This is a genomic window from Pelomonas nitida, assembly GCF_043555975.1.
Lineage (GTDB): Bacteria > Pseudomonadota > Gammaproteobacteria > Burkholderiales > Burkholderiaceae_C > Pelomonas > Pelomonas nitida.
Genome location: NZ_JBIGIA010000005.1, coordinates 121625 through 142755, shown reverse-complemented (window position 1 = coordinate 142755; position 21131 = coordinate 121625). Strand labels below are relative to the sequence as shown.

Here is a 21131-nt window from a genome sequence, read left to right as displayed (position 1 = left end):
AGAATAGCTTGTCGTGAATGCCGCCCTTCGGGCCTTCAGGCCCGGGCGGCCAAGCTTTGCGATAGCTTGTCGTGAATGCCGCCCTTCGGGCCTTCAGGCCCGGGCGGCCAAGCTTTGCGATAGCTTGTCGTGAATGCCGCCAAAACCGCCGTTGCTCATGCACAGCAGGTGATCGCCTGGCCTGGCCACCTTGACGACGGCCGCCACCAGCGCATCGACATCTGCGCCGACGACAGCCTGAGCGCCCATCGGCGCCAGCGCCTCCTTGGCATCCCACGTCAGCCCTTGCTGGTTGCAGAAGGCCAGGTCCGCCTCCTCCAGTGCCCAGGGCAGCTGGGCCTTCATGGTGCCGAGCTTCATCGTGTTGGAGCGCGGCTCGAAGATGGCCAGGATGCGGTCTGCCGGCGCGATGCGGCGGCGCAGCCCGTTGATCGTCGTGCGGATGGCCGTGGGGTGGTGGGCGAAGTCGTCGTAGACCTTGATGCCGTTCACCTCGCCGCGCAGCTCCATGCGGCGGCGCACGTTCTGGAACTCGGCCAATGCCGCCGCCGATTGCTCCGGCGACACGCCCACATGTTCGGCGGCCGCAATGGCTGCCAGCGCATTGAGCTGGTTGTGCTCGCCGATCAGGCTCCACTCCACGCGGGCCACCTTGAGGCTGCCGCGCAGCACGTCGAAGGCCTGCGGCTCGCCGCGCGCGCGGAGCATGCCGGCTTCTTCCTTCTTGGCGCCGAAGCGCTGCACCTCGCTCCAGCAGCCGCGCGCAATGACGCGCTGCAGCGCCTCCTCGCGGGCATTGACGACCAGGCGGCCGCTTGCGGGCACGGTGCGCACGAGGTGATGGAACTGCGTCTCGATGGCGGCCAGGTCCGGGAAGATGTCGGCGTGGTCGTGCTCGAGGTTGTTCAGGATGGCCGTGCGCGGCCGGTAATGGACGAACTTGCTGCGCTTGTCGAAGAAGGCGGTGTCGTACTCGTCGGCCTCGATGACGAAGGGGCTCGACGGGCGCGCGCCGGCGTCTGCGGGTGCTGCGCCCAGCCGCGCCGACACGCCGAAGTTCTGCGGCACGCCGCCGACGAGAAAGCCCGGCCGCAGGCCGGCGTGCTCCAGGATCCAGGCGAGCATGGACGTCGTCGTCGTCTTGCCATGCGTGCCAGCCACGGCCAGCACATGCCGGCCTTGGAGCACGTGTTCGGCCAACCACTGCGGGCCCGACACATAGGGCAGGCCGGCGTCGAGGATGGCTTCCATCAGCGGGAATCGCTCGCCCCGCGTGACCACGTTGCCGACGACGAAGACGTCAGGCCGCAGCGCCAGCTGGTCGGCGCCGAAGCCCTCGATCAACTCGATGCCCAGCGCTTCGAGCTGGGTGCTCATCGGCGGGTAGACGTTGGCGTCGCAGCCGGTGACGCGGTGGCCGGCCTCCCGGGCCAGCGCCGCCAGGCCGCCCATGAACGTGCCGCAGATGCCGAGGATGTGGAGATGCATGTCAGTGACCCAAGCGAGCTAGCCCGTGGGGCTGCAGCAATAAACGAGCCATCGAGCGGCGGCTGCGCCGGCCGCCGTGGCCACCGACGCCGAGGCGTCGGGCTTCATTTCAGCGCCGCGCGCGCTGCCGCCAGGGTGGCGTCGATGTCGGCCTGGCTGTGTGCGGCGGACACGAAGCCCGCTTCGTACAGGGCGGGGGCCAGGTAGATGCCGGCGTCGAGCATGGCGTGGAAGAAGCGGTTGAAGCGCTCCTTGTCCGTCGTCATGACCGTCGTGTAGTTCTGCGGCAGCTCGGGCAGCAGGAAGAAGCCGAACATGCCGCCTTCGCAGTCGGCACTGAACGGCACGCCGTTGTCGGTGGCGACGGCCTTCAGCCCGTCGACCAGCGCCTGCGTGCGCGCCGACAGGGCGTCGAAGAAGCCGGGCTTCTGGATCTCGCGCAGCGTGGCCAGGCCGCAGGCGGTGGCCACCGGATTGCCGGAGAGCGTGCCGGCCTGGTAGACGCCGCCCAGCGGCGCCAGGTGTTGCATGACCTCGCGCTTGGCGCCGAAGGCCGCCAGCGGCATGCCGCCGCCGATGACCTTGCCGAACACGGAGATGTCTGGCGCGAACCCCGGCAGCAGCCGCGCATAGTGCGCCTGGGCCGAGCCCAGCCCCACGCGAAAGCCCGTCATGACCTCGTCCAGCACCAGCAGCGCGCCGTGTTGCGTGCACAGGCGACGCATCGCCGCCATGAAGGGCAGGGACGCACGGACGAAGTTCATGTTGCCGGCGATGGGCTCCACGATGACGCAGGCCAGCTCGGCGCCGTGCTGCGCGAACGCGGCCTCCAGCTGCTCGACGTTGTTGTATTCCAGGACGACGGTGTCGGCCGCGGCGCCCGGCGTGACACCGGCGCTGGTCGGGTGGCCGAAGGTGGCCAGGCCCGAGCCCGCCTTCACGAGTAAGGCATCGGTGTGGCCGTGATAGCAGCCCTCGAACTTGATGAATTTGGGTCGGCCGGTCGCGCCGCGCGCGAGGCGGATGGCGCTCATCGTCGCTTCCGTGCCCGAGCTGACCAGGCGCACCTGGTCCATGCTGGGTACGAGCTTGAGGATCTCCTCTGCCAGCTCGATTTCGCGCTCCGTTGGCGCACCGAACGAGAAGCCTTCCACGGCGGCTTTCTGCACCGCCTCGAGCACGGCGGGGTGGCCGTGGCCCAGGATCATCGGCCCCCAGGAGCCGATGTAGTCCACATAACGCTGACCTTCGGCGTCATAGATGTAGGCGCCCTGGCCGCGCGCGATGAAGCGCGGCGTACCTCCGACGGCCCGAAATGCACGCACCGGGGAGTTCACCCCGCCCGGAATCACGCGAGTGGCGCGTTCAAACAACTGTGAATTGGTAACCATTGGAAAATGATGCAAGGGGTCAGTGCATGCGCCGGGGCGATTTGGCGGGTTCTTCGACCTCGGTTTCGGCGTCTTCGAAGTGCGATTCGCTACCCTCTTCGTCGGCCGGTGGCAGGGCCCAGAAGAAGCGGTCGGGCACCACGTTGCCCATGCCCGGGCGGAAGCCCGCATCGAGCGCTTGGTCCAGGAACGAGAGCGCCTCGCCGACCGCTGAGTGCAGCTCCGCGCCGACTGACAGCAATGCCGCCAGCGCGGCTGACAGCGTGTCGCCAGCGCCGACGAAAGAGGTCTCGAAACGCTCGAACTTCTCGCCGGCAATAGGGCCTTGCGAGCTTGCCAACACGTTGTCGACGAACTGGTTGGGCAGCTGGATGCCGGTCACCAGCACATGCTGCGCGCCCGATTGGGCGGCCGCCACGGCCAGCTCGCGGGCCGACGGCGCGCGCTCGCTTTCCCACTCGGGAAGCAAGAAATCGGTCAGCGTCTTGTGGTTGCCGACGAGCACCACCGTCTGCGGCAGCACCAGCTCACGCAGGGCGTCCAGGTATTGCTGCTGCTCGTCCTCGTCGATCCAGGCGATGGACGGGAGGTAGGTGACGAGCGGCACATCGGGGTAGTCGCTGAGCACTTCGGCGACCGCGCTGACGCCCTCGGCATTGCCCAGGAAACCGACCTTCCAGGCCGTGATCGGCACGTCTTCGAGGATGTGTCGCGCTTGCTCGGCCACGGTGTCGGGATCGAGGCTCTGGTGCTCGAAGATCTCGGCCGTGTCGCGCAGCACGACCGCGGTGACGACGGGCAGGCAATGCGCGCCCATGGCCGCGATGGTGGCCACGTCGCCGGCCAGGCCGCCAGCGCCCGAGGCGTCGCTGGCGTTGAAGCTCAGCACGCAGGCCGGTGGTGCGCTTTCCTCGTCCTGAGGCGGGTCGACCTCGTGGTCGTTGGGGTGGGGAGTTGGGCTCATGGGAAGGTCGTGGCGGTCGCGGCCAAAGAGCTGCCGAAAGCGTGGAGTCTGCCGCTAATTGGGCTGTTTCGAAGCTCAGAGCACAGGCGTTTGCCCTCAGCATTGCGCTTACGGGCCCTGGCTAGAATGATGCGATTGTAGTGAGCAAACCCTGAGTGACACGTGAGCGAACCCAGTACCTGGATGTGCCTGATCTGCGGATGGATCTACGACGAGGAGACGGGGGATCCCGAGCACGGCATCGCCCCAGGCACCAAGTGGGCAGATGTCGACATGAACTGGGTCTGCCCCGAGTGTGGGGCGCGCAAGGAAGATTTCGAGATGGTGCGCATCTGATCCCGGCCAGTCCCGAGCTGAAGTTCCTAGGAGGCTAGGTTTGAACGAGCAAGTTTCCAGCACAGCGCCCACCCGGGTTCTGGTTATCGACGACAGCAACACCATTCGCCGCAGTGCCGAGATCTTTCTCAAGCAAGGTGGTCATGAGGTGGTGCTGGCGGAGGACGGCTTTGATGCGCTGGCCAAGCTGGGCGATTTCTCCCCTGACCTTGTCTTCTGCGACATCCTGATGCCCCGTCTGGACGGCTACCAGACCTGCGCCATCATCAAGCGCAACCCTCAATTCTCCGGAGTGCCCGTGATCATGCTGTCATCCAAGGATGGCCTTTTCGACAAGGCCCGTGGCCGCATGGTGGGCTCTCAGGATTACCTTACCAAGCCCTTCACCAAGGACCAGCTCCTTCAGGCGGTGCTACAGCACCGCTCCTGAAAAAGCCCCCATTGAGAGACTGAGTCATGAGTATTCACAACATCCTGTTGGTTGACGATTCCAAGACCGAGCTGCACGCGCTCTCGGAAATGCTGACCAAGCGCGGCTACAACGTCCGCACGGCGGAAAACGGCGAAGAGGCGATGAAGCGCCTGGCCGAGGCCAAGCCTGACCTCATCCTGATGGACGTCGTCATGCCGGGCCAGAACGGCTTCCAGCTGACGCGGGCGATCACGCGCGATGAGCGTTTCATCGGCGTCCCCGTCATCATTTGCACGAGCAAGAGCCAGGAGACCGACAAGGTCTGGGGCATGCGCCAAGGCGCCAGCGACTATGTCGTGAAGCCCGTCAAGCCCGAAGAACTGCTGGCCAAGATCAAGGCTCTGGGCTAACGCGAGATGGCAAACAAGACCGCCCTGCGTGAGCTGCAGCAGCGCCTGGCCGAGCGCATGCAGGCGGCGCGCGAGACGACGCTGATCGCGAACTGGCTGGCTGTCGAGTGCGCGGGTGCTGGCATCCTGCTCTCGCTGAAGCAGGCGAGCGAGATCTTCGCGCCGGTGCCGATCAAGTCGGTGCCGTACGGCAAGCCCTGGCTGGCCGGCGTGGCCAACCTGCGGGGCGGCCTCTTCACCGTGGTGGACCTCGCGACTTATCTCGGGCTGCGCGAGGTGGCGCCCAGCCGCATCAGCTCACCGCAGGCCCGGCTGGTCTCGCTGAGCAGTGAAATGAATCTGAACTGTGCATTGCTCGTGGACCGCCTGGCGGGTCTGCGCGGCGATGATCAGTTGCCATTGGCATCTCAGCAGCCAACGGGGCCCGTGCCTCGTTTCGCAGGTGCCTTGCGCCGCGACGAGTCGGGCCGGCTCTGGCAGGAAATCAATTTGGAAGCGTTGGCGAGGCAGGATGACTTCCTGCACATCGTCAGGTGATGCGCGCTTCACAGCATCGACGTCCGCGCAGCAAAGCGGACATCACAAACATTGAAGGACGAGGGTGAGATGAGCCTGCTGGACAAAATCAGGGGAAAGTCCGAAGCCGATGCACTGCCGCACGCAGTGCCGGATGTCGATGACACGGCGGCAATGGACTTGCGAGGCGCAGGCCTGGATTCGACACGCGGCGGCGACGCCTCGGGCGAGGCTCGTTCCATCATCTCGGCTGCGGTGCCTACCGAGCCGGGCCCGAGCAGTGAATTCCCGTCCAGCGCGATGGGCTTCGCGCCGACGACTACGCAAGGTGCTGACGGCAGCGCAGGGTCGAAGTCGGGGGCCTTGGGCGCCGGCGACGGTTCCGGGTTCCTCAAGCAGAACCGCCAGCGTCTGCTGACCGGTCTGGTGGTCTTCGGCTTGGCCGGCACGGCGACGTCCGTCGGTCTGGTGCTGCTGAACTCGAGTCAAAGCGCTGCGCAGGGCCGTGCGGCCGGTCAGGCGCTGATGCACTCGCAGCGTATGGCGAAGTCCGTGTCGGCGGCGCTCGTCGGCAACGCGGCGGCCTTCGACGAATTGAAGGAGTCGGTCGGCACGCTGAGCGACGTCGTCAACAACCTGCGCACGGGTGAGGGTCCGCTGGCAGTGGCCCCGGCGGCCGTGCAGCCGACGCTGGAAGAAATCAAGCCGCTGGTCGATCGCGCCGAGAAGAACGGCAAGGTCGTGCAGGACCAGAAGAAGATCTTGACGCAGGTGGGTCAGGCGCTTCGCGCCATCAACCGTCAGTCCAGCGACTTGCTGGAAAGCGCCGAGGCGGTGTCCTCCCAGGCGCTGCAGATTGGCGCTTCCGCCGGTGAGGTCTCTGCGGTCGGTCAGCTGGTGATGTTGACGCAGCGTATCGGTAAGAGCGCCAACGAGTTCCTGACGCAGGAAGGCGTGAGCCCCGAGGCCGTGTTCCTGCTGGGTAAGGACTTGAACTCGTTCAAGCTCATCACCGAAGCCCTGATCAACGGCAACCCCGAACTGCGCCTGAACGCGGCGAAGGATCCGCAGATGCGTGAGCGTCTGGAGACGCTGCTCAAGCAGTACGAGCAGACGCGTGTCCAGGCTTCGGCGATTCTGGGTAACCTGCAAGGCCTGGTTTCGGCTCGTGAAGCCCAGACGGCCATCCTTGCGGACTCCGAACCGCTGCGCAAGAACATCGAACTGGCGGCATCGGAACTTGAAAAGTCCGGCGGCGCAGGCTTGGCGCTGATCGCGCTGATGGTGGTCTCCCTGATCGCTCTCATCGCCGGTGCTCTCGGTTTCCTGCGGCTGTTCGTGGCTGACAAGTCCGAACAGGCGGCGTTCGCCGATGCCCAGCGTCTCGAAGCCGAGGCGCAGGAGAAGGAAGCCAAGCGCGTCAACGACGCGAACCAGGCGGCCATTTTGCGGTTGATGAACGAACTGTCCACGGTTGCTGAAGGTGACTTGACGCAACAGGCAACGGTGACGGAAGACATCACGGGCGCCATCGCCGACTCGGTGAACTACACGGTGGAAGAGCTGCGCAATCTGGTTGGTCAGGTGCAGGCTACGGCAGCTCGCGTGACGGACACCACCGGCGCGGTGGACCAGACGTCCACCGACCTGCTGGCTGCTTCCAAGGAACAGCTGCACGAGATTCGTGCGACCGGTGAGGCCGTGCTGGGTATGGCGAACCGGATTACGGAAGTGTCGGCACAAGCGCAGACGACCGCTGAGGTGGCGCGCAAGAGCCGGGAAGCCGCCGAACAGGGTCTCTCCGCGATGCAGAACAACATCGCCGGTATGAATGCGATCCGTGACTCCATCCAGGAAACCTCCAAGCGCATCAAGCGGCTGGGCGAGTCGTCTCAGGAAATTGGCGAGATCACGGAGCTGATCTCGGACATTACGGAACAGACGAACGTGCTGGCGCTGAACGCCGCCATTCAGGCGGCGTCCGCAGGCGAAGCCGGCCGCGGCTTCTCGGTGGTTGCGGAAGAAGTTCAGCGACTGGCCGAACGCTCCGGCGACGCGACGCGCCGGATTGCCGCGCTCGTCAAGACCATTCAGACCGACACCCACGACGCCGTGGCCGCTATGGAGCGCTCGACGCGCGGTGTGGTGGAAGGTACGCAACTGTCTGACGCGGCCGGTAAGGCGCTGGAAGACATCGACAGCGTGTCGCGTCAGCTGGACGACCTGATCGTGCGAATCTCTTCGCAAGCGAAGCAGGAGGCCGAACACGCCAACGCCGTGGCCTCCAACATCCAGCACATCTTTGCGGTGACTGAGCAGACCTCGGAAGGTACGCGCTCCACGGCGCAGATGGTTCACGAGCTGTCGCGCTCCGCCGAGGCGCTGCGCGCTTCCGTGTCCCGCTTCAAGGTCGCCTGACGAGCCACGCATGGACAGCTCTTTGAGAGACTCCGAACTCCCGGCCGACCTCAGCCCACTGGCGTGGGTTCAGGAGGAACTGCGCCGCTCGCTGGAGTCGGTGCACAAGACCCTGCGCCGCATGGTGCGCGACGGTGGCGACGGCCGCCCGGTCGCCGTTGCCGGGGATGGCCAGGCAGGTGCGCCGCTGCAGCAGGCGGCCGCCCAGCTGCACCAGGTCAGCGGGGTGCTGTCGCTCGTCGGCCTGCCGGCCGGCGCCAGCGTGCTGCGTGCTGCGGAAGTGGCAGTCACCCGGCTGGCCGAGCGTCCGCTGGAGGTCGAGGGCCGTGCCGTCGACATCATCGAGCGTGCCGACTTTGCGTTGCTGGCTTACGTGGCGCGCTTGCTGGCCGGCACGAAGACCTCGCCGCTCGCGCTGTACCCGAGCTATCGGGAGCTGCAAAAGTTCAATGGCGTGGATCGCATCCACCCGGCCGACCTGTGGACGCATGAATGGAGCTGGCGCCCGGTGCCGCTCGAGGCCGATGTGCTGCCGCGCTCGCCTGAGTCGGTGCGCGGCCCGTTCGAAGCTGCGCTGCTGCGTCACATGCGCGAGCCCAGCGCTGCGCACGCGGCCAACCTGTCCGGCCTGTGTGCTGGCCTCGCCGCGGCGCTGCCCGCTGGCAACGCCCGTACGCTGTGGCAGCTGGCTGCCGCAGTCTTCGAAGGCCAGGCGCTGAAGCTGCTGCGCAGCGATGCCTACACGAAGCGCCTGGGCTCCCGGTTGCTGAACGAGCTGCGGGCCGTCGGGCGCGGAGAGCGCGATGATGCTCAGCGTGACCGTCTTGCGCAGGACTTGCTGTTCTTCTGTGCGCTGTGCCGGGTGGCAAAGGGCGCCGGGCCGCGCCTGACCGCCGTGCATAACGCCTATCGCCTGGGCGATGAGATCGCCGGCGAGTACGAGGACGCCAGCCTGGGTCGCATCGACCCGGCGTGGGTGGCTCAGGCCAAGCGCCGTGTGCTCGCGGCCAAGGAGAGCTGGTCCAGCGCCGCGGAAGGTGACCAACACCGTCTTGGCAGCCTGGACGAGCAGTTCGCCGGGTTGGCAGATTCGCTGGTTCGGCTGTTCCCCAGCGGCGAAGTGCTCGCGCAGACGCTGCAGCGCGCCGTCGTGGCGACGCTGCGCTCGCGCAGTGCGCCGCTGCCGGCGCTGGCCATGGAAATCGCCACCAGCCTGCTGTATGTCGAGGCGGCGCTGGAAGACGCCGCCTTCGACCAGCCCGAGCAGGCCGACCGTGTCCGCCGCCTCGCGCGCCGCGTCGAGGCCGTGGCCCATGGTCAGCCGGCCGAGCCGCTGGAAGGCTGGATGGAAGACCTGTATCGCCGGGTTTCCGATCGGCAGACGCTGGGCAGCGTGGTGCACGAGTTGCGCGCGAGCCTGTCCGAGGTCGAGAAGCAGTGCGACGAGTATTTCCGCAACCCGGCTCAGCGTGACCTGCTGATTCCCGTGCCCGGCCAATTGCAGGCCATGCGCGGCGTGCTCGGCGTGCTGGGGCTGGAACAGGCGGCGCACGCGACCGTTCGCATGCGCGACGAGATCGACGGCCTGGCCAACACCGAGATCGACTTCGATCGACCCGGTGCGCGCGATGTGTTCGAGCGCCTGGCCAACAACCTGGGCGCACTGGGCTTCCTCATCGACATGCTGAGCGTGCAGCCGGCCCTGGCCAAGCGCATGTTCCAGTTCGACGAGGCCAGTGGTCGCCTTGACGCAGTCATGGGTCGCCGGGAAGGCGCTGTCGAGCTGCCCGACTTCGAGGCTAGCGGCTTCCATACCGAGACGGCCGAGGTGGCGGCGTCCGTGGCGCCTGCAGCTGCGTCACACCCGGACGAACCGCAGGTCCGTGTGGACCTGGGTTCGCTCGACTTGCCGGACCTGAGCCTGCCGGATGTCGATTTGACGGCGCTGGCCGCCGAGCCGGCACCTGCGCCGGTGGTGACGGCCCCTGTGGCGGCGCCACGTGCGGCGCCGACACCCCTGCCTGCTGCCGAGCCCACCGTCGCCGACGATCCCGAGATGCGGGAGATCTTCCTGGAGGAGGCCGACGAGGTCATCGGCAATGCCCGCACTGCGCTCGCCGAGCTGCGCGAAGCGCCGTCCGATCATGGCCAGCTGACGGTCATCCGCCGCGCCTTCCACACGCTGAAGGGCAGCGCCCGCATGGTGGGGCTGGACGACTTCGGCGAAGGCGCCTGGGCTTGCGAGCAGCTCTACAACGCACGTCTGGGCGATCACACGCCCCAGGCCGATGAGTCGCTGCTGGGCTTCACCGACGAAGCGCTGGACTACTTCACGCACTGGCGTGAGCAGATCGCCGGCAATGAGCCGGGTTACAGCTCCTCGGAGCCGGTGCGTCGCAGCGCAGATGCCTTGCGCTTGAGCGGCGAGCGGCTGCCGTTGGCCGCCCATGTCGAGTCGATCGGCGAGTCCACGGGGGTCGACCTGGATCTGGCCCTGGAGCCAGCCGTCATCGAAGTCACCGAAGTTGTCGAGCTCGATGCGATGCCGGCCATCATCGACGTGACGCAGGTCGAGGTCGTCGAGGCGGTTGCGCCAGCGGAGGAGCCGGTGTCGCTCGAGCCCGACCTCGTGCTCGACCTGCCGCTGGAGCCGGTGCTGGTCGACGAGATCATCGCGGTCGAGGCCCTGTCGCTGCCGGAAGCCGAGTCGGCCATTGGTGGCGGTTTGCCGGTCGTTGGCGAAGACGACGTGCAGCGCGGCTTGCTCCTGCCGCTGACGCCGGAAGAGCCGGCGGCGACGGTGCCGGAGCTGCCTGCTGCCGAAGCGGTCGAGACGGCCGAAGGCCTGGAAGCGTTCACGCTGACCTTGCCGGACCTGGAGGTGGCTGAGCCCGAACCGGCCTTCGCGGCCACCATCGTGCCGGAGCCCGAGGTTGAACCGACCGCCGAGCCCGAACTGCTCGACGTGGTGGACCCGGACGAAGGCTACAAGGTCATCGGCCCGCTGCGTATCAGCATTGCGCTGTTCAACATCTTCCTGAACGAGGCCGACGAGCTGTCGCGTCGTTTGTCCATGGAGCTGGCCGAATGGGCGGCCGACACCAGCCATCCGGTGCCGGCGAGCTGCGAGGCTTATGCGCACAAGTTGGCCGGCAATGCGGCCACAGTGGGCTACGAGGATCTCTCGGGGCTGGCGCGCGAGTTGGAGCATGCGTTGGAGCGTGCCCAGCGTGCCACACGTTACGACGCGGCCGATGTGGAGCTCTTCCTGCGTGCTGCGGACGATGTGCGCCGCCTGTTGCACCAGTTCGCTGCCGGTTTCCTGAAGGAAAACGATCCAGACCTCATCACTCGCCTGCATGCCTACCAGCCGCAGGAGGAGTCGGTGGAGGTCGAAGCGCTTGCCGTGCCGGATGTGCAGGTCGAGGCGTTCGAGCCCGAGCTGCACGCGGAGCCCGACACACAGCAGGCGCCGCAGCCCGAGCTTGAGCCGGTTGTCGACCTGTCGAGCGAGGCGGCTTCGGAGGTGGTGCCCGCATCGGTGCCGGAGCCGATCATCGAGATCGCGGCGGTGCCTGCGGATCTGATGGACGAGCCGCTGCCGTCCTTCCATTCGGCGTCCATCGCGGCCGCGGATGGCCCGGAGCCCGAACCCGGCCTGCCCGACAACATCGAGCCCGAGCTCTATCCGATCTTCGAGGAAGAAGGTCGCGACCTGATCCAGCAGCTGCACGCCGCGTTGCGTGACTGGCTGGCCGAGCCGGGCGACCTGGGGCGTTCTGACGCTTGCATGCGGGCGTTGCACACCTTCAAGGGTGGTGCGCGTCTCGCGGGCGCCATGCGCTTGGGTGAGCAGGCTCACCACCTGGAATCCGCGATCGAAGCCTTGCTGCACGCCGGGTCGGCCAATTACGGCCAGGTCCAGACGCTGCAGGATGATGCCGACGCGCTGGAGCAGGCGTTCGATGAATTGGGGCGCAGCCTCAATGCGCCGACGGTCGCTCCGGTGGCTGCGCCCGCGCCTGCGGCCGTGGTTCAAACCCGGCCGGTCGTCGCACCGACGGTGTCGGCTGCGGGCGGGCCCGCCGAGACGGGGCGCACCGTCGACTGGAGTCGCTTTGCCGAAGCCAGCGAGATGGGCGCTGGCGTCGACAGCCTGGCGATCGGGCAGGCGTTGGTGCGGGTGCGCGGCAGCTTGCTGGAGCGCATGGCCACGCAGGCCGGCGAGGTCAGCATCCGTCGTGCACGGATGGAGTCCGAGCTCGGCCAGATGAAGGGCGCGCTGCTCGACCTGGACGACAACCTGGAGCGTCTGCGTGCGCAGCTGCGCGAGCTGGAACTGCAGGCTGAAGCCCAGATGCACATCCAGCAGGAGATGGCGCAGCAGGGCGGGCGCGAGTTCGACCCGCTCGAGTTCGACCGCTACACCCGCTTCCAGGAACTCACGCGCATGCTGGCCGAGTCGGTCGGTGACGTGGCCACGCTGCAGCGCGCGCTGACGCGTAGCGTTCAGACCGGTGAAGACGAGCTGGCGGCGCAATCGCGGCTGACCCGTGAACTGCAGGACGACCTGCTGCGTACCCGCCTCGTCGAGTTCGACTCGATCGGCGAGCGTATGCACCGCGTGGTTCGCCAGGCGGCTCGCGACAGCGGCAAGCAGGTCAAGCTCGAGATCAAGGGCGGCCAGACCGAACTGGACCGTTCCGTGCTGGAGCGGACGGCGGGTGCTTTCGAGCACTTGCTGCGCAACAGCGTTGCTCACGGCATCGAGGCGCCCGACACGCGGACGGCCGCTGGCAAGGACGCCACCGGCACGCTGCGCATCGAGGTGGGTCAGCACGGCAACGAAGTGCAGCTCAACTTCTCGGATGACGGCGCCGGCCTGGACCTCGCCCGCATCCGCGAGCGCGGGCTGCAACTGGGCCTCATCGCTGCAGACGCGACGCCCGACGAAGCGCAGCTGCGCCGCCTGATCTTTGCGCCGGGCTTCTCGACGGCCAGCCAGATCACGGAACTCAGCGGTCGCGGCATCGGCATGGACGTCGTCCGCGCCGAAGTCGGTACGCTGGGCGGCAGCATCGAGACGTCGTCGACCGCCGGCCAAGGTACCAGCTTCCTGCTGCGCCTGCCGCTGACGACGGCGCTCACGCAGGTCGTGCTGCTGAAGAGCGGCGAGCAGGTCGTGGCGGTGCCGGCGGGTCTGATGGAATCGGTGCAGCGCGTGCCGGTGGAGGCCATCGATGCGGCCTACGCCAATGGCAAGCTCAAGCATGCCGGCATCGAGCTGCCGTTCTACTGGCTGGGCGGCTTGCTCGGTCAGGTGGGCCGCGGCAATGTGCACGGGCGCCACGCACCGGTCGTGCTGGTGCGTAGCGCGCAGGCCGCGCTGGCGCTGCACGTGGACGAAGTGGTCGGCAATCAGGAAGTCGTTGTCAAGAACCTCGGCGCGCAGCTCAATCGCGTGCCGGGTCTTGCCGGCATCAGCTTGCTGGCCTCCGGTGACGTCGCGTTGATCTACAACGTCGTCGCGCTGGCCGACTGGTACGGCGCGGATGCGCAGGCCCGCCTGGCCGCCGCGCAGACGCAGACCGATGCGCCGAAGCCGGTGGTGCCGGTGGTTGACGACGAGCACCTGCCGCCGCTGGTGATGGTGGTCGACGACTCGCTGACGGTGCGCCGCGTGACCCAGCGCATGCTGGAGCGTGTGGGCTTCCGCGTGCTGCTGGCCAAGGACGGCCTGGATGCGATGGAGAAGCTCGCTGCCGACGAATTGCCGGCGGTCGTGCTCTCCGACATCGAGATGCCGCGCATGGACGGCTTCGACCTGGTGCGCAACATGCGGGCAGATTCGCGTCTGGCCGACCTGCCGGTCATCATGATCACCTCGCGCATCGCGCAGAAGCATCGTGATTACGCATCGCAGCTGGGTGTGGACCATTACCTCGGAAAACCGTATGACGAGGAGCACTTGCTGGGCTTGATCAGGCAGTACACGCAGTCAGCGGTGGTAGTCTGACGGCATGTCCCAGGTTGTCGACCACCTTGCCGAGCTGACGGGCTTCCGTGACCGTGACGTCATGGACGTCACGTTGGTGATGGCCTTGCGCGATCTGCTCGAGCCCGAGACGGTCGCCATCTATCGCACGGTGGGCGAGCCCGGCAAGGAGCGTTGGTTGACGCGCGCCCATCTGCGCGCGGGTGATGCGGTGGCCTCGGCGGACCCGCTGTGGGCCAAGCCGGAGGCCTTGCCGCCGGTGACCGACCACCCGCTGCGGCTGGAGGCCATGCGCAGCCGCACGGTGACGCAGGTGGTCCAGGACGGGCAATGGCTCTATCTGTTCCCGATCGCGACGGACCGGGATGTCATCGGCGTCATCGAGGTGCTGGCGGCAAAGCGGCTGGGCACAAGTGCCCAGCGCATGGTCAGCAGCGTGCTGCGGATCTATCACAACTTCCAGGGGCTGCTCGACTACTCGGAGCGCGACACGCTCACGGGGCTGCTGAACCGCAAGACCTTCGACGAGAGCTTCCTGAAGGTGCTGTCGGACACGCCGGCGCAGCACGATGGCAAGCATGACGCCGAGGATCGCCGGCACGAAGCGGCGACACCGCACTATGTGCTGGGCGTGATCGACATCGACCACTTCAAGTCGGTCAACGACCGCTTCGGCCACCTGATCGGCGATGAGGTGCTGCTGTTGCTGTCGCGGCTGATGCGCGGCTCGTTCCGCTTCCACGATCTGCTCTACCGCTTTGGTGGCGAGGAGTTCGTCGTGCTGATGCGCTGCGACGAGGAGATCCATGCCGGTGAGGCGTTCGAGCGGCTGCGCCTGAACACCGAGCGTTATGCGTTCCCGCAGGTCGGGCGCATCACGGTCAGCATCGGCTTCACGGAAGTGCGGGCCGGTGACTCACCCGCTGCGGCCTTCGAGCGCGCCGACAAGGCCGTCTATCACGCCAAGGGCAACGGCCGGAACCAGGTGCATAACTACGCGGCGCTGGTGGCCAGCGGCGTGATCCAGGAAGCCACGCAGCTCAGCGACATCGAGCTGTTCTGACCCGTGTCGGCCGGTTCGGCCGAACGTCAGCGCGTGGCCACGGCACGGCTCTTCACGACGGCATAGCGCGCCAGCGTGCGCTCACGGGCGATGGCGTGGTCGACGATGGGGCGCGGGTAGTCCACCCCTGACATCGCCAGCGGCGCGCGCTCCCAAGGAGCGTGGATGGCCTTGGCGTCCAGCGCCGCCAGCTCGGGGCAGTAGCGGCGGATGAAGCGGCCCTCGCCGTCGAACTTCTCGCTCTGACTGGTCGGGTTGAAGATGCGGAAATAGGGTTGGGCGTCGCAGCCGCTGCTGCTGGCCCATTGCCAGCCGCCGTTGTTGGCCGCGAGGTCGAAGTCCAGCAACTGCCGCGCGAAATAGGCTTCGCCGCGCCGCCAGTCCAGGCCGAGGTCCTTGGTCAGGAAGCTGGCCGTCACCATGCGCAGGCGGTTATGCATGTAGCCGGTCTCGTTGAGCTGGCGCATGGCGGCGTCCACCAGCGGGAAGCCGGTGCGGCCCTCGCACCAGGCCTCGAACAGCGCATCGGCCTGCGGCCCGGTCTCCCAGGCGATCGCGTCGTACTCGGGCCGGAAGGCCGACGTCATCGCGTGGGGGTGGTGGTGCATGACCTGGTGATAGAAGTCGCGCCAGATCAGCTCCGACAGCCACACCTCGGCGCCGTGGTCGCCGGCCTGCATGCGTTGATGCGCCAGGCGCACCAGGCGGCGCACGGACACCGTTCCGAAACGCAGATGCACGCTCAGGTAGCTGGGGCCTTTGACGGCCGGGAAGTCGCGCCGGCGGTCGTACTCGTCGATGCGGTCCAGGAAGTCGTCGAGCAAAACGGTGGCGCCGTGGCTGCCCTGGCCCAGGTGCGGTGTGAGGGTCGCCGGCGCGAAGCCGATCTCGTCGAGCGAAGGGACGCCACGTGCCAGCGCCGACGCCGCGAGCGCGCTGGCGTGGCGCTCGACCGGGTAGCTGCTCAGGTAGAACTCGTCGACCTTGCGCAGCCACGCGTTCTTGTAGGGCGTGAACACGCCATAGGCGCCGCCGGCGGCCGTCATCACCTCGCGGCGTTCGAAGACGACATGGTCCTTGAAGGTGTGTAGTGCGGCGCCCAGTGGCGCGAGCTGCCGTGCGACCTCCGCGTCGCGCATCAGCGCCTGCGGCTCGTCGTCGTGGTTCGCGAACACGGCCTGGGCGCCGAGTTCGGCGGCCAGCCTGGGGATCTCATCGGCCGCCCGCCCGTGCCGCACGATGAGCGCACCGCCCAGGCGTCGCAAGTCCTCGTCCAGCACCTGCAGTGCCTGCAGGATGAAGGCCACGCGGCGGTCCGTGCGGGGCAGGACGTCGAGGATGTCGCGGTCCAGCACGAAGGCGCAGAACACCTGCCGGGCGCTCCGCAGGGCGTGGTAGAGCGCGGTCTGGTCGTCGGCGCGCAGATCGCGCCGGAACCAGACCAAGGCTCGGTCAAGATGAGGCTTCATACCCACAGAATAAAATGACCGCCATGCCCGCCGACCGGATCGTCCTGACCAACCAGTTCCTCATCGCCATGCCGGGCATGGCCGACGAGGCTTTCGCCGGCACGGTGATCTACCTCTGCGAGCACAACGACAACGGTGCGCTGGGCCTGGTGGTCAACAAGCCGACCTCGCTGACGCTGGGCACGCTGTTCGAGAAGGTCGAGCTCAGCCCGCCGGCCGACCCGCTGGCCGAGACGCCGGTCTACTACGGTGGCCCGGTGCAGACGGACCGGGGCTTCGTGCTGCACGAGCCGCTGGACGACGAGGGCGGGCACTACAGCGCCACGCTGGCGGTGCCGGGCGGTCTGGAGATGACCACCAGCCGCGACGTGCTGGAGGCGCTGTCCAACGGCGCCGGGCCGAAGAAGCTGCTCGTCACGCTGGGCTACAGCGGCTGGGCCGCCGGCCAGCTGGAAGAAGAGATCGGCCGCAACGGCTGGCTGACGGTGGACGCTGCGCCGGAGGTCATCTTCGACACGCCGGTGGAGCAGCGCTACGAGAAGGCGCTGGGCCTGCTGGGCATCGACCCGCGCATGCTCAGCGCCGACGCGGGGCACGCCTGATGAAGCGCGACGCTGCCGCGCCGACGCTTCAATCCTTTCTCGCTTTTGATTTCGGCACGCGCCGCATCGGCGTGGCCAGTGGCACGCGGCTGCTCGGCGCCGCCGAGCCGAGAGGGACGATACGCAGTGGCGATTTCGAGGCCATCGCCGCGTTGATCCGCACCTGGCAGCCCGACGCCCTCGTCGTTGGCGTGCCGCGCCACCCGGACGGTGCGCCGCACGAGATGACGGCCAAGGCGCAGAACTTTGGCCGCCGCCTCGCCGGCCGTCATCACCTGCCGGTCTTCGAGGTCGATGAGCGCTACACCAGTGTGGAGGCCGAAGCCGAGGGCGCCCACGACGTGGACGCCGCCGCCGCCGCGCTGATCCTTGAACAGTTTTTCCGAGAACATCCCCATGAGTGAATTGCTGCTCGATGCTGAAGGTCTGTACCTTGAGCTCAAACGCGGCGTGCAGCGCCTGCTGACGCCCGACACCGCCCTGGTGGGCATCTGGAGCGGCGGCGCCTGGCTCGCCGAGCGGCTGGCGGCCGACCTGGGGCTGGCGGCCGGCACCATCTCCAGCGCCATGCACCGTGACGATTTCGGCTCGCGCGGGCTGGCCAAGGCGGACCACACCACGCTGCCGTTCGACGTCAACGGCCGCGACATCCTGCTCATCGACGATGTGCTCTACACCGGCCGCACGACGCGGGCCGTCATCAACGAGTTGTTCGACTATGGCCGCCCGCACCGCGTTCAGCTGGCCGTGCTGGTGGATCGCGGCGGGCGCGAGCTGCCCATCGAGCCGGCGTTTTCGGCGGCGCGCGTCAGCCTCAACGCGGACCAGAGCCTGCGCCTCGCGCGCAGCGACGACGGCCGCTTCAGCTTCGAGGTGAAGTGATGTTGAGCAAGCGAAATCCCCAGCTGAACAAGCACGGCGAGCTGATCCACCTGCTGTCCATCGAAGGCCTGCCGCGCGCCGTCGTCGAGCAGATCCTGGACACCGCCGGCAGCTTCCTGTCGGTCAACGACCGCGAGGTCAAGAAGGTGCCGCTGCTGCGCGGCAAGTCGGTGTTTAACCTGTTCTTCGAGAACAGCACGCGCACGCGCACCACCTTCGAGATCGCGGCCAAGCGGCTGTCGGCTGACGTCATCAACCTCGACATCGCACGCAGCTCCACCGCCAAGGGCGAAACGCTGCTGGACACGGTGGCCAACCTGAGCGCGATGCATGCCGACATGTTCGTCGTGCGCCACAGCGAGAGCGGTGCGCCTCACCTGATCGCCCAGCACTGCGCACCCCATGTGCACGTGGTCAACGCGGGCGACGGCCGGCATGCGCACCCGACGCAAGGCCTGCTGGACATGTACACGATCCGGCACTTCAAGAAGGACTTCCGCAACCTCACGGTGGCCATCGTCGGTGACATCGTGCATTCGCGCGTGGCCCGCTCCGACATCCATGCGCTGAACATCCTGGGCGTGCCGGAGATCCGCGCCGTGGGCCCCAAGACGCTGGTGCCTGGCGATCTGCGCGACATGGGTGTGCGCGTCTGCCACGACATGGCCGAGGGCGTGAAGGACGCCGACGTCATCATCATGCTGCGCCTGCAGAACGAGCGCATGAACGGCGGCATGCTGCCCAGCAGCGGCGAGTTCTTCAAGCACTTCGGCCTGACGCCGGAGAAGCTGGCGCTGGCCAAGCCCGACGCCATCGTCATGCACCCGGGGCCCATCAACCGTGGCGTGGAGATCGCATCGGAAGTGGCCGACGGCAAGAGCAGCGTGATCCTTCCTCAAGTGACATTCGGCATCGCTGTCCGAATGGCTGTCATGGCCATCCTTGCAGGGAACGAAGCATGAAGACGGCCCACCCCCGCGGCGCTTCGCGCCACCCCCTCAAGGGGGCACTCCAGGCCGCCCGGCCAAGCCGGATCGGCGGGAGTCGCTGGATGAACGGCGACGCTGCGCGCGCCTTGACTGGTTTTGCACGGGAGTGCTGCAAGTGAAGATCCTGATCAAAGGCGGTCGCCTCATCGACCCGGCCTCCAACCTCGACCGCATCGGCGACGTCGCCATCGCCAACGGCCGCATCGTGCACCTGGGCGACGTCGGCGACTTCCAGGCCGAGCGCACCATCGACGCCAGCGGCCTCGTCGTCGCGCCGGGTCTGGTCGACCTGTGCGCGCGCCTGCGCGAGCCCGGCCACGAGCACGAAGGCTTGCTCGAAAGCGAACTGGCGGCGGCCGCGGCCGGCGGCGTGACCAGCCTGGTCTGCCCGCCCGATACCGACCCGGTGCTGGACGAGCCCGGTCTGGTCGAGATGCTGAAGTTCCGCGCTCGCAAGCTCAGCCGCTGCCGGCTGTTCCCGCTGGGTGCGCTGACGCGCCAACTGGCCGGCAGCGCGCTGACGGAGATGGCCGAGCTGACCGAGGCCGGCTGCATCGGCTTCTCGCAGGCCGAGGTGCCGATCAAGGACACCGTCGTGCTCAGCCGTGCGCTGCAATACGCGGCGACCTACGGCTACACCGTCTGGCTGCGCCCGCAGGATGCCTGGCTGGGCGGCGGCGTGGCGGCCAGCGGGGCCGTCGCGACGCGGCTGGGGCTGTCCGGCGTGCCGGTCAGCGCCGAGACGATTGCGCTGCACACCCTCTTCGAGCTGGTGCGCGCCACCGGCGCGCGCGTGCACATCTGCCGTCTCAGCAGCGCGGCCGGGGTTGAGCTTGTGCGTGCGGCCAAGAAGGAGGGCCTGCCGGTGACGGCCGATGTGTCGATCAACTCGCTGCATCTGAGCGACGTGGACATCGGCTACTTCGACTCCGCCATGCGCCTGACGCCGCCGCTGCGCCAGGGCCGCGACCGCGACGCGCTGCGTGCCGGCCTGGCCGACGGCACGATCGACGCGCTCGTGTCCGACCACATGCCGGTCACCAGCGACGAGAAGGCCGTGCCGTTTGCCGAGGCCACGCCGGGCGCAACGGGGCTGGAGCTGCTGCTGAGCCTGGCGCTGCGCTGGGCCCGCGACAGTGATCTGCCGCTGCAGCGAGCGCTGGCGGTCGTCACGGCCGAGCCGGTGCGGGTGCTGGGCCAGGCGTTGGGTTCGTTGGCGGCCAGTGCAGGCCGGCTGGTGGAAGGTGGCGTCGCCGACGTCTGCGTGTTCGACGCGGGCGCGACCTGGGCCGTGTCGGCCGACAAGCTGGCCAGCCAGGGCAAGCACACGCCGTTCGCGTTCGACCGCACCGGCTTCGAGCTGCCGGCGCGCGTGCGCCACACGCTGGTGGCCGGCCACATCGCCTACAGCGCCGAATGAGCGTACCGCGCCAATGCGGGCGGTGGGCTGCATGAGGGGCGTGTTTCGCCTCGCGCGGCTGGCGCCGCATGTGCTGCACGGGCTGTGGATCGTCAAGCGCCGGTTCGGGCAACTGCCGGCCGTGGAGCGGCAGCGGCTCGTCCAGTGGTGGTCGCGCAAGACGCTGGCCATCCTCGGCATCTCACTGCAGCACGAAGGTGGCGCCCCGGCGCCGGCCGGTCATCTGCTGGTGGCCAACCATGTGTCCTGGCTGGACATCGCGGCCGTCCACGCCGTGCTGCCGCAGGCACGCTTCGTGTCCAAGGCGGATGTGAGGCATTGGCCGCTCGTGGGCGGGTTGGTCGAAGGCGTCGGGACGCTGTTCATCGAACGCGCCAGCAAGCGCGACGCCATGCGTGTCGTGCACCAGACGGCGGCGGCGCTGCAAGCCGGTGACTGCGTGGCGGTGTTCCCGGAGGGCACCACCGGTGCAGGCCCGGCGCTGCTGCCCTTTCACGCCAACCTGCTGCAGGCGGCCGTGGCCACGGAGGCGCCGCTGCTGCCCGTCGTGCTGCGCTGGCATGAGCCGGGCGAGCACTTCAGCACGGCGGCGCGCTTCATCGGCGAGACGACGCTGGTGCAAAGCCTGTGGGCCATCGCCTCGGCCCGACAGCTGGGCATCGCGGTGCAGGTGTTGCCGCCGATCGCCAGCACGGCGCTGGACCGGCGCGCCCTGGCCGAGCGCGCCCGCCAAGACATCGCGCGACATCTGGGCTGAGGCCGATGGCCCGCCTGGG

17 protein-coding genes are annotated in these 21131 nt (G+C 67.8%); 13 read left to right on the top strand and 4 right to left on the bottom strand.

Translation table 11 applies throughout. From position 1 onward, the window contains the following. Positions 1 to 93: 93 nt before the first annotated feature. From mpl to thiD, 3 genes are all read right to left on the bottom strand, one after another. Positions 94 to 1488 (bottom strand): UDP-N-acetylmuramate:L-alanyl-gamma-D-glutamyl-meso-diaminopimelate ligase, encoded by a 1395-nt coding sequence (mpl, locus tag ACG00X_RS08100; protein ID WP_394487569.1) that lies wholly within the window; start codon positions 1486 to 1488, stop codon positions 94 to 96. 104 nt (positions 1489 to 1592) lie between these two features. Next, positions 1593 to 2879, bottom strand: a complete 1287-nt coding sequence (gene hemL / locus ACG00X_RS08095) for a glutamate-1-semialdehyde 2,1-aminomutase (RefSeq protein ID WP_394487568.1) — start codon at positions 2877 to 2879, stop codon at positions 1593 to 1595. 19 nt (positions 2880 to 2898) lie between these two features. Beyond that, complete coding sequence (gene thiD / locus ACG00X_RS08090; RefSeq protein ID WP_394487567.1) at positions 2899 to 3843, bottom strand: bifunctional hydroxymethylpyrimidine kinase/phosphomethylpyrimidine kinase; 945 nt, start codon at positions 3841 to 3843, stop codon at positions 2899 to 2901. 183 nt (positions 3844 to 4026) lie between these two features. Between thiD and ACG00X_RS08085 the strand changes: the two genes are divergently transcribed. The 7 genes from ACG00X_RS08085 (at position 4027) to ACG00X_RS08055 (ending at position 14993) form a co-directional block, all read left to right on the top strand. Beyond that, positions 4027 to 4179, top strand: a complete 153-nt coding sequence (locus tag ACG00X_RS08085) for a rubredoxin (RefSeq protein WP_394487778.1) — start codon at positions 4027 to 4029, stop codon at positions 4177 to 4179. Between the two features lie 40 nt (positions 4180 to 4219). Further along, complete coding sequence (locus ACG00X_RS08080) at positions 4220 to 4609, top strand: response regulator (RefSeq protein WP_394487566.1); 390 nt, start codon at positions 4220 to 4222, stop codon at positions 4607 to 4609. Positions 4610 to 4635: 26 nt separating this feature from the next. After that, positions 4636 to 5001 (top strand): response regulator transcription factor, encoded by a 366-nt coding sequence (locus tag ACG00X_RS08075; RefSeq protein WP_394487565.1) that lies wholly within the window; start codon positions 4636 to 4638, stop codon positions 4999 to 5001. 6 nt (positions 5002 to 5007) lie between these two features. Next, entirely contained in the window at positions 5008 to 5538 is a 531-nt protein-coding gene (locus ACG00X_RS08070; RefSeq protein WP_394487564.1) for a chemotaxis protein CheW, read from the top strand. A gap of 69 nt (positions 5539 to 5607) precedes the next feature. Then, on the top strand, positions 5608 to 7935 hold the full coding sequence (locus ACG00X_RS08065) for a methyl-accepting chemotaxis protein (protein WP_394487563.1): 2328 nt from the start codon (positions 5608 to 5610) through the stop codon (positions 7933 to 7935). Between the two features lie 10 nt (positions 7936 to 7945). Further along, positions 7946 to 13951 carry a hybrid sensor histidine kinase/response regulator gene (locus ACG00X_RS08060; protein ID WP_394487562.1) on the top strand — a complete coding sequence of 2002 codons (6006 nt, stop codon included), beginning with the start codon at positions 7946 to 7948 and terminating at the stop codon, positions 13949 to 13951. A 4-nt stretch (positions 13952 to 13955) separates the two neighbouring features. After that, positions 13956 to 14993, top strand: a complete 1038-nt coding sequence (locus tag ACG00X_RS08055) for a GGDEF domain-containing protein (protein ID WP_394487561.1) — start codon at positions 13956 to 13958, stop codon at positions 14991 to 14993. A gap of 26 nt (positions 14994 to 15019) precedes the next feature. On the opposite strand, the gene ACG00X_RS08050 is transcribed toward ACG00X_RS08055, so the two are convergent. Next, the gene (locus ACG00X_RS08050; protein ID WP_394487560.1) at positions 15020 to 16462 is read right to left on the bottom strand and encodes a cryptochrome/photolyase family protein; all 1443 of its coding nucleotides are present in this window, start codon (positions 16460 to 16462) and stop codon (positions 15020 to 15022) included. A 14-nt stretch (positions 16463 to 16476) separates the two neighbouring features. Between ACG00X_RS08050 and ACG00X_RS08045 the strand changes: the two genes are divergently transcribed. From ACG00X_RS08045 to ACG00X_RS08020, 6 genes are all read left to right on the top strand, one after another. After that, positions 16477 to 17064 carry a YqgE/AlgH family protein gene (locus ACG00X_RS08045; protein ID WP_394487559.1) on the top strand — a complete coding sequence of 196 codons (588 nt, stop codon included), beginning with the start codon at positions 16477 to 16479 and terminating at the stop codon, positions 17062 to 17064. Next, entirely contained in the window at positions 17064 to 17468 is a 405-nt protein-coding gene (gene ruvX / locus ACG00X_RS08040; RefSeq protein WP_394487558.1) for a Holliday junction resolvase RuvX, read from the top strand. Before ACG00X_RS08045 ends, ruvX begins: the two co-directional genes overlap by 1 nt. Next, positions 17461 to 17946, top strand: a complete 486-nt coding sequence (pyrR, locus tag ACG00X_RS08035; RefSeq protein ID WP_394487557.1) for a bifunctional pyr operon transcriptional regulator/uracil phosphoribosyltransferase PyrR — start codon at positions 17461 to 17463, stop codon at positions 17944 to 17946. The genes ruvX and pyrR overlap by 8 nt, the downstream gene beginning before the upstream one ends. Then, the gene (locus ACG00X_RS08030) at positions 17946 to 18908 is read left to right on the top strand and encodes an aspartate carbamoyltransferase catalytic subunit (RefSeq protein ID WP_394487556.1); all 963 of its coding nucleotides are present in this window, start codon (positions 17946 to 17948) and stop codon (positions 18906 to 18908) included. The genes pyrR and ACG00X_RS08030 overlap by 1 nt, the downstream gene beginning before the upstream one ends. A 142-nt stretch (positions 18909 to 19050) precedes the next feature. Beyond that, a complete protein-coding gene (locus ACG00X_RS08025; RefSeq protein ID WP_394487554.1) occupies positions 19051 to 20355 on the top strand; it encodes a dihydroorotase in 1305 nt (434 codons plus the stop codon). 31 nt (positions 20356 to 20386) lie between these two features. Beyond that, a complete protein-coding gene (locus ACG00X_RS08020) occupies positions 20387 to 21112 on the top strand; it encodes a lysophospholipid acyltransferase family protein (RefSeq protein ID WP_394487553.1) in 726 nt (241 codons plus the stop codon). Positions 21113 to 21131: the final 19 nt, after the last annotated feature.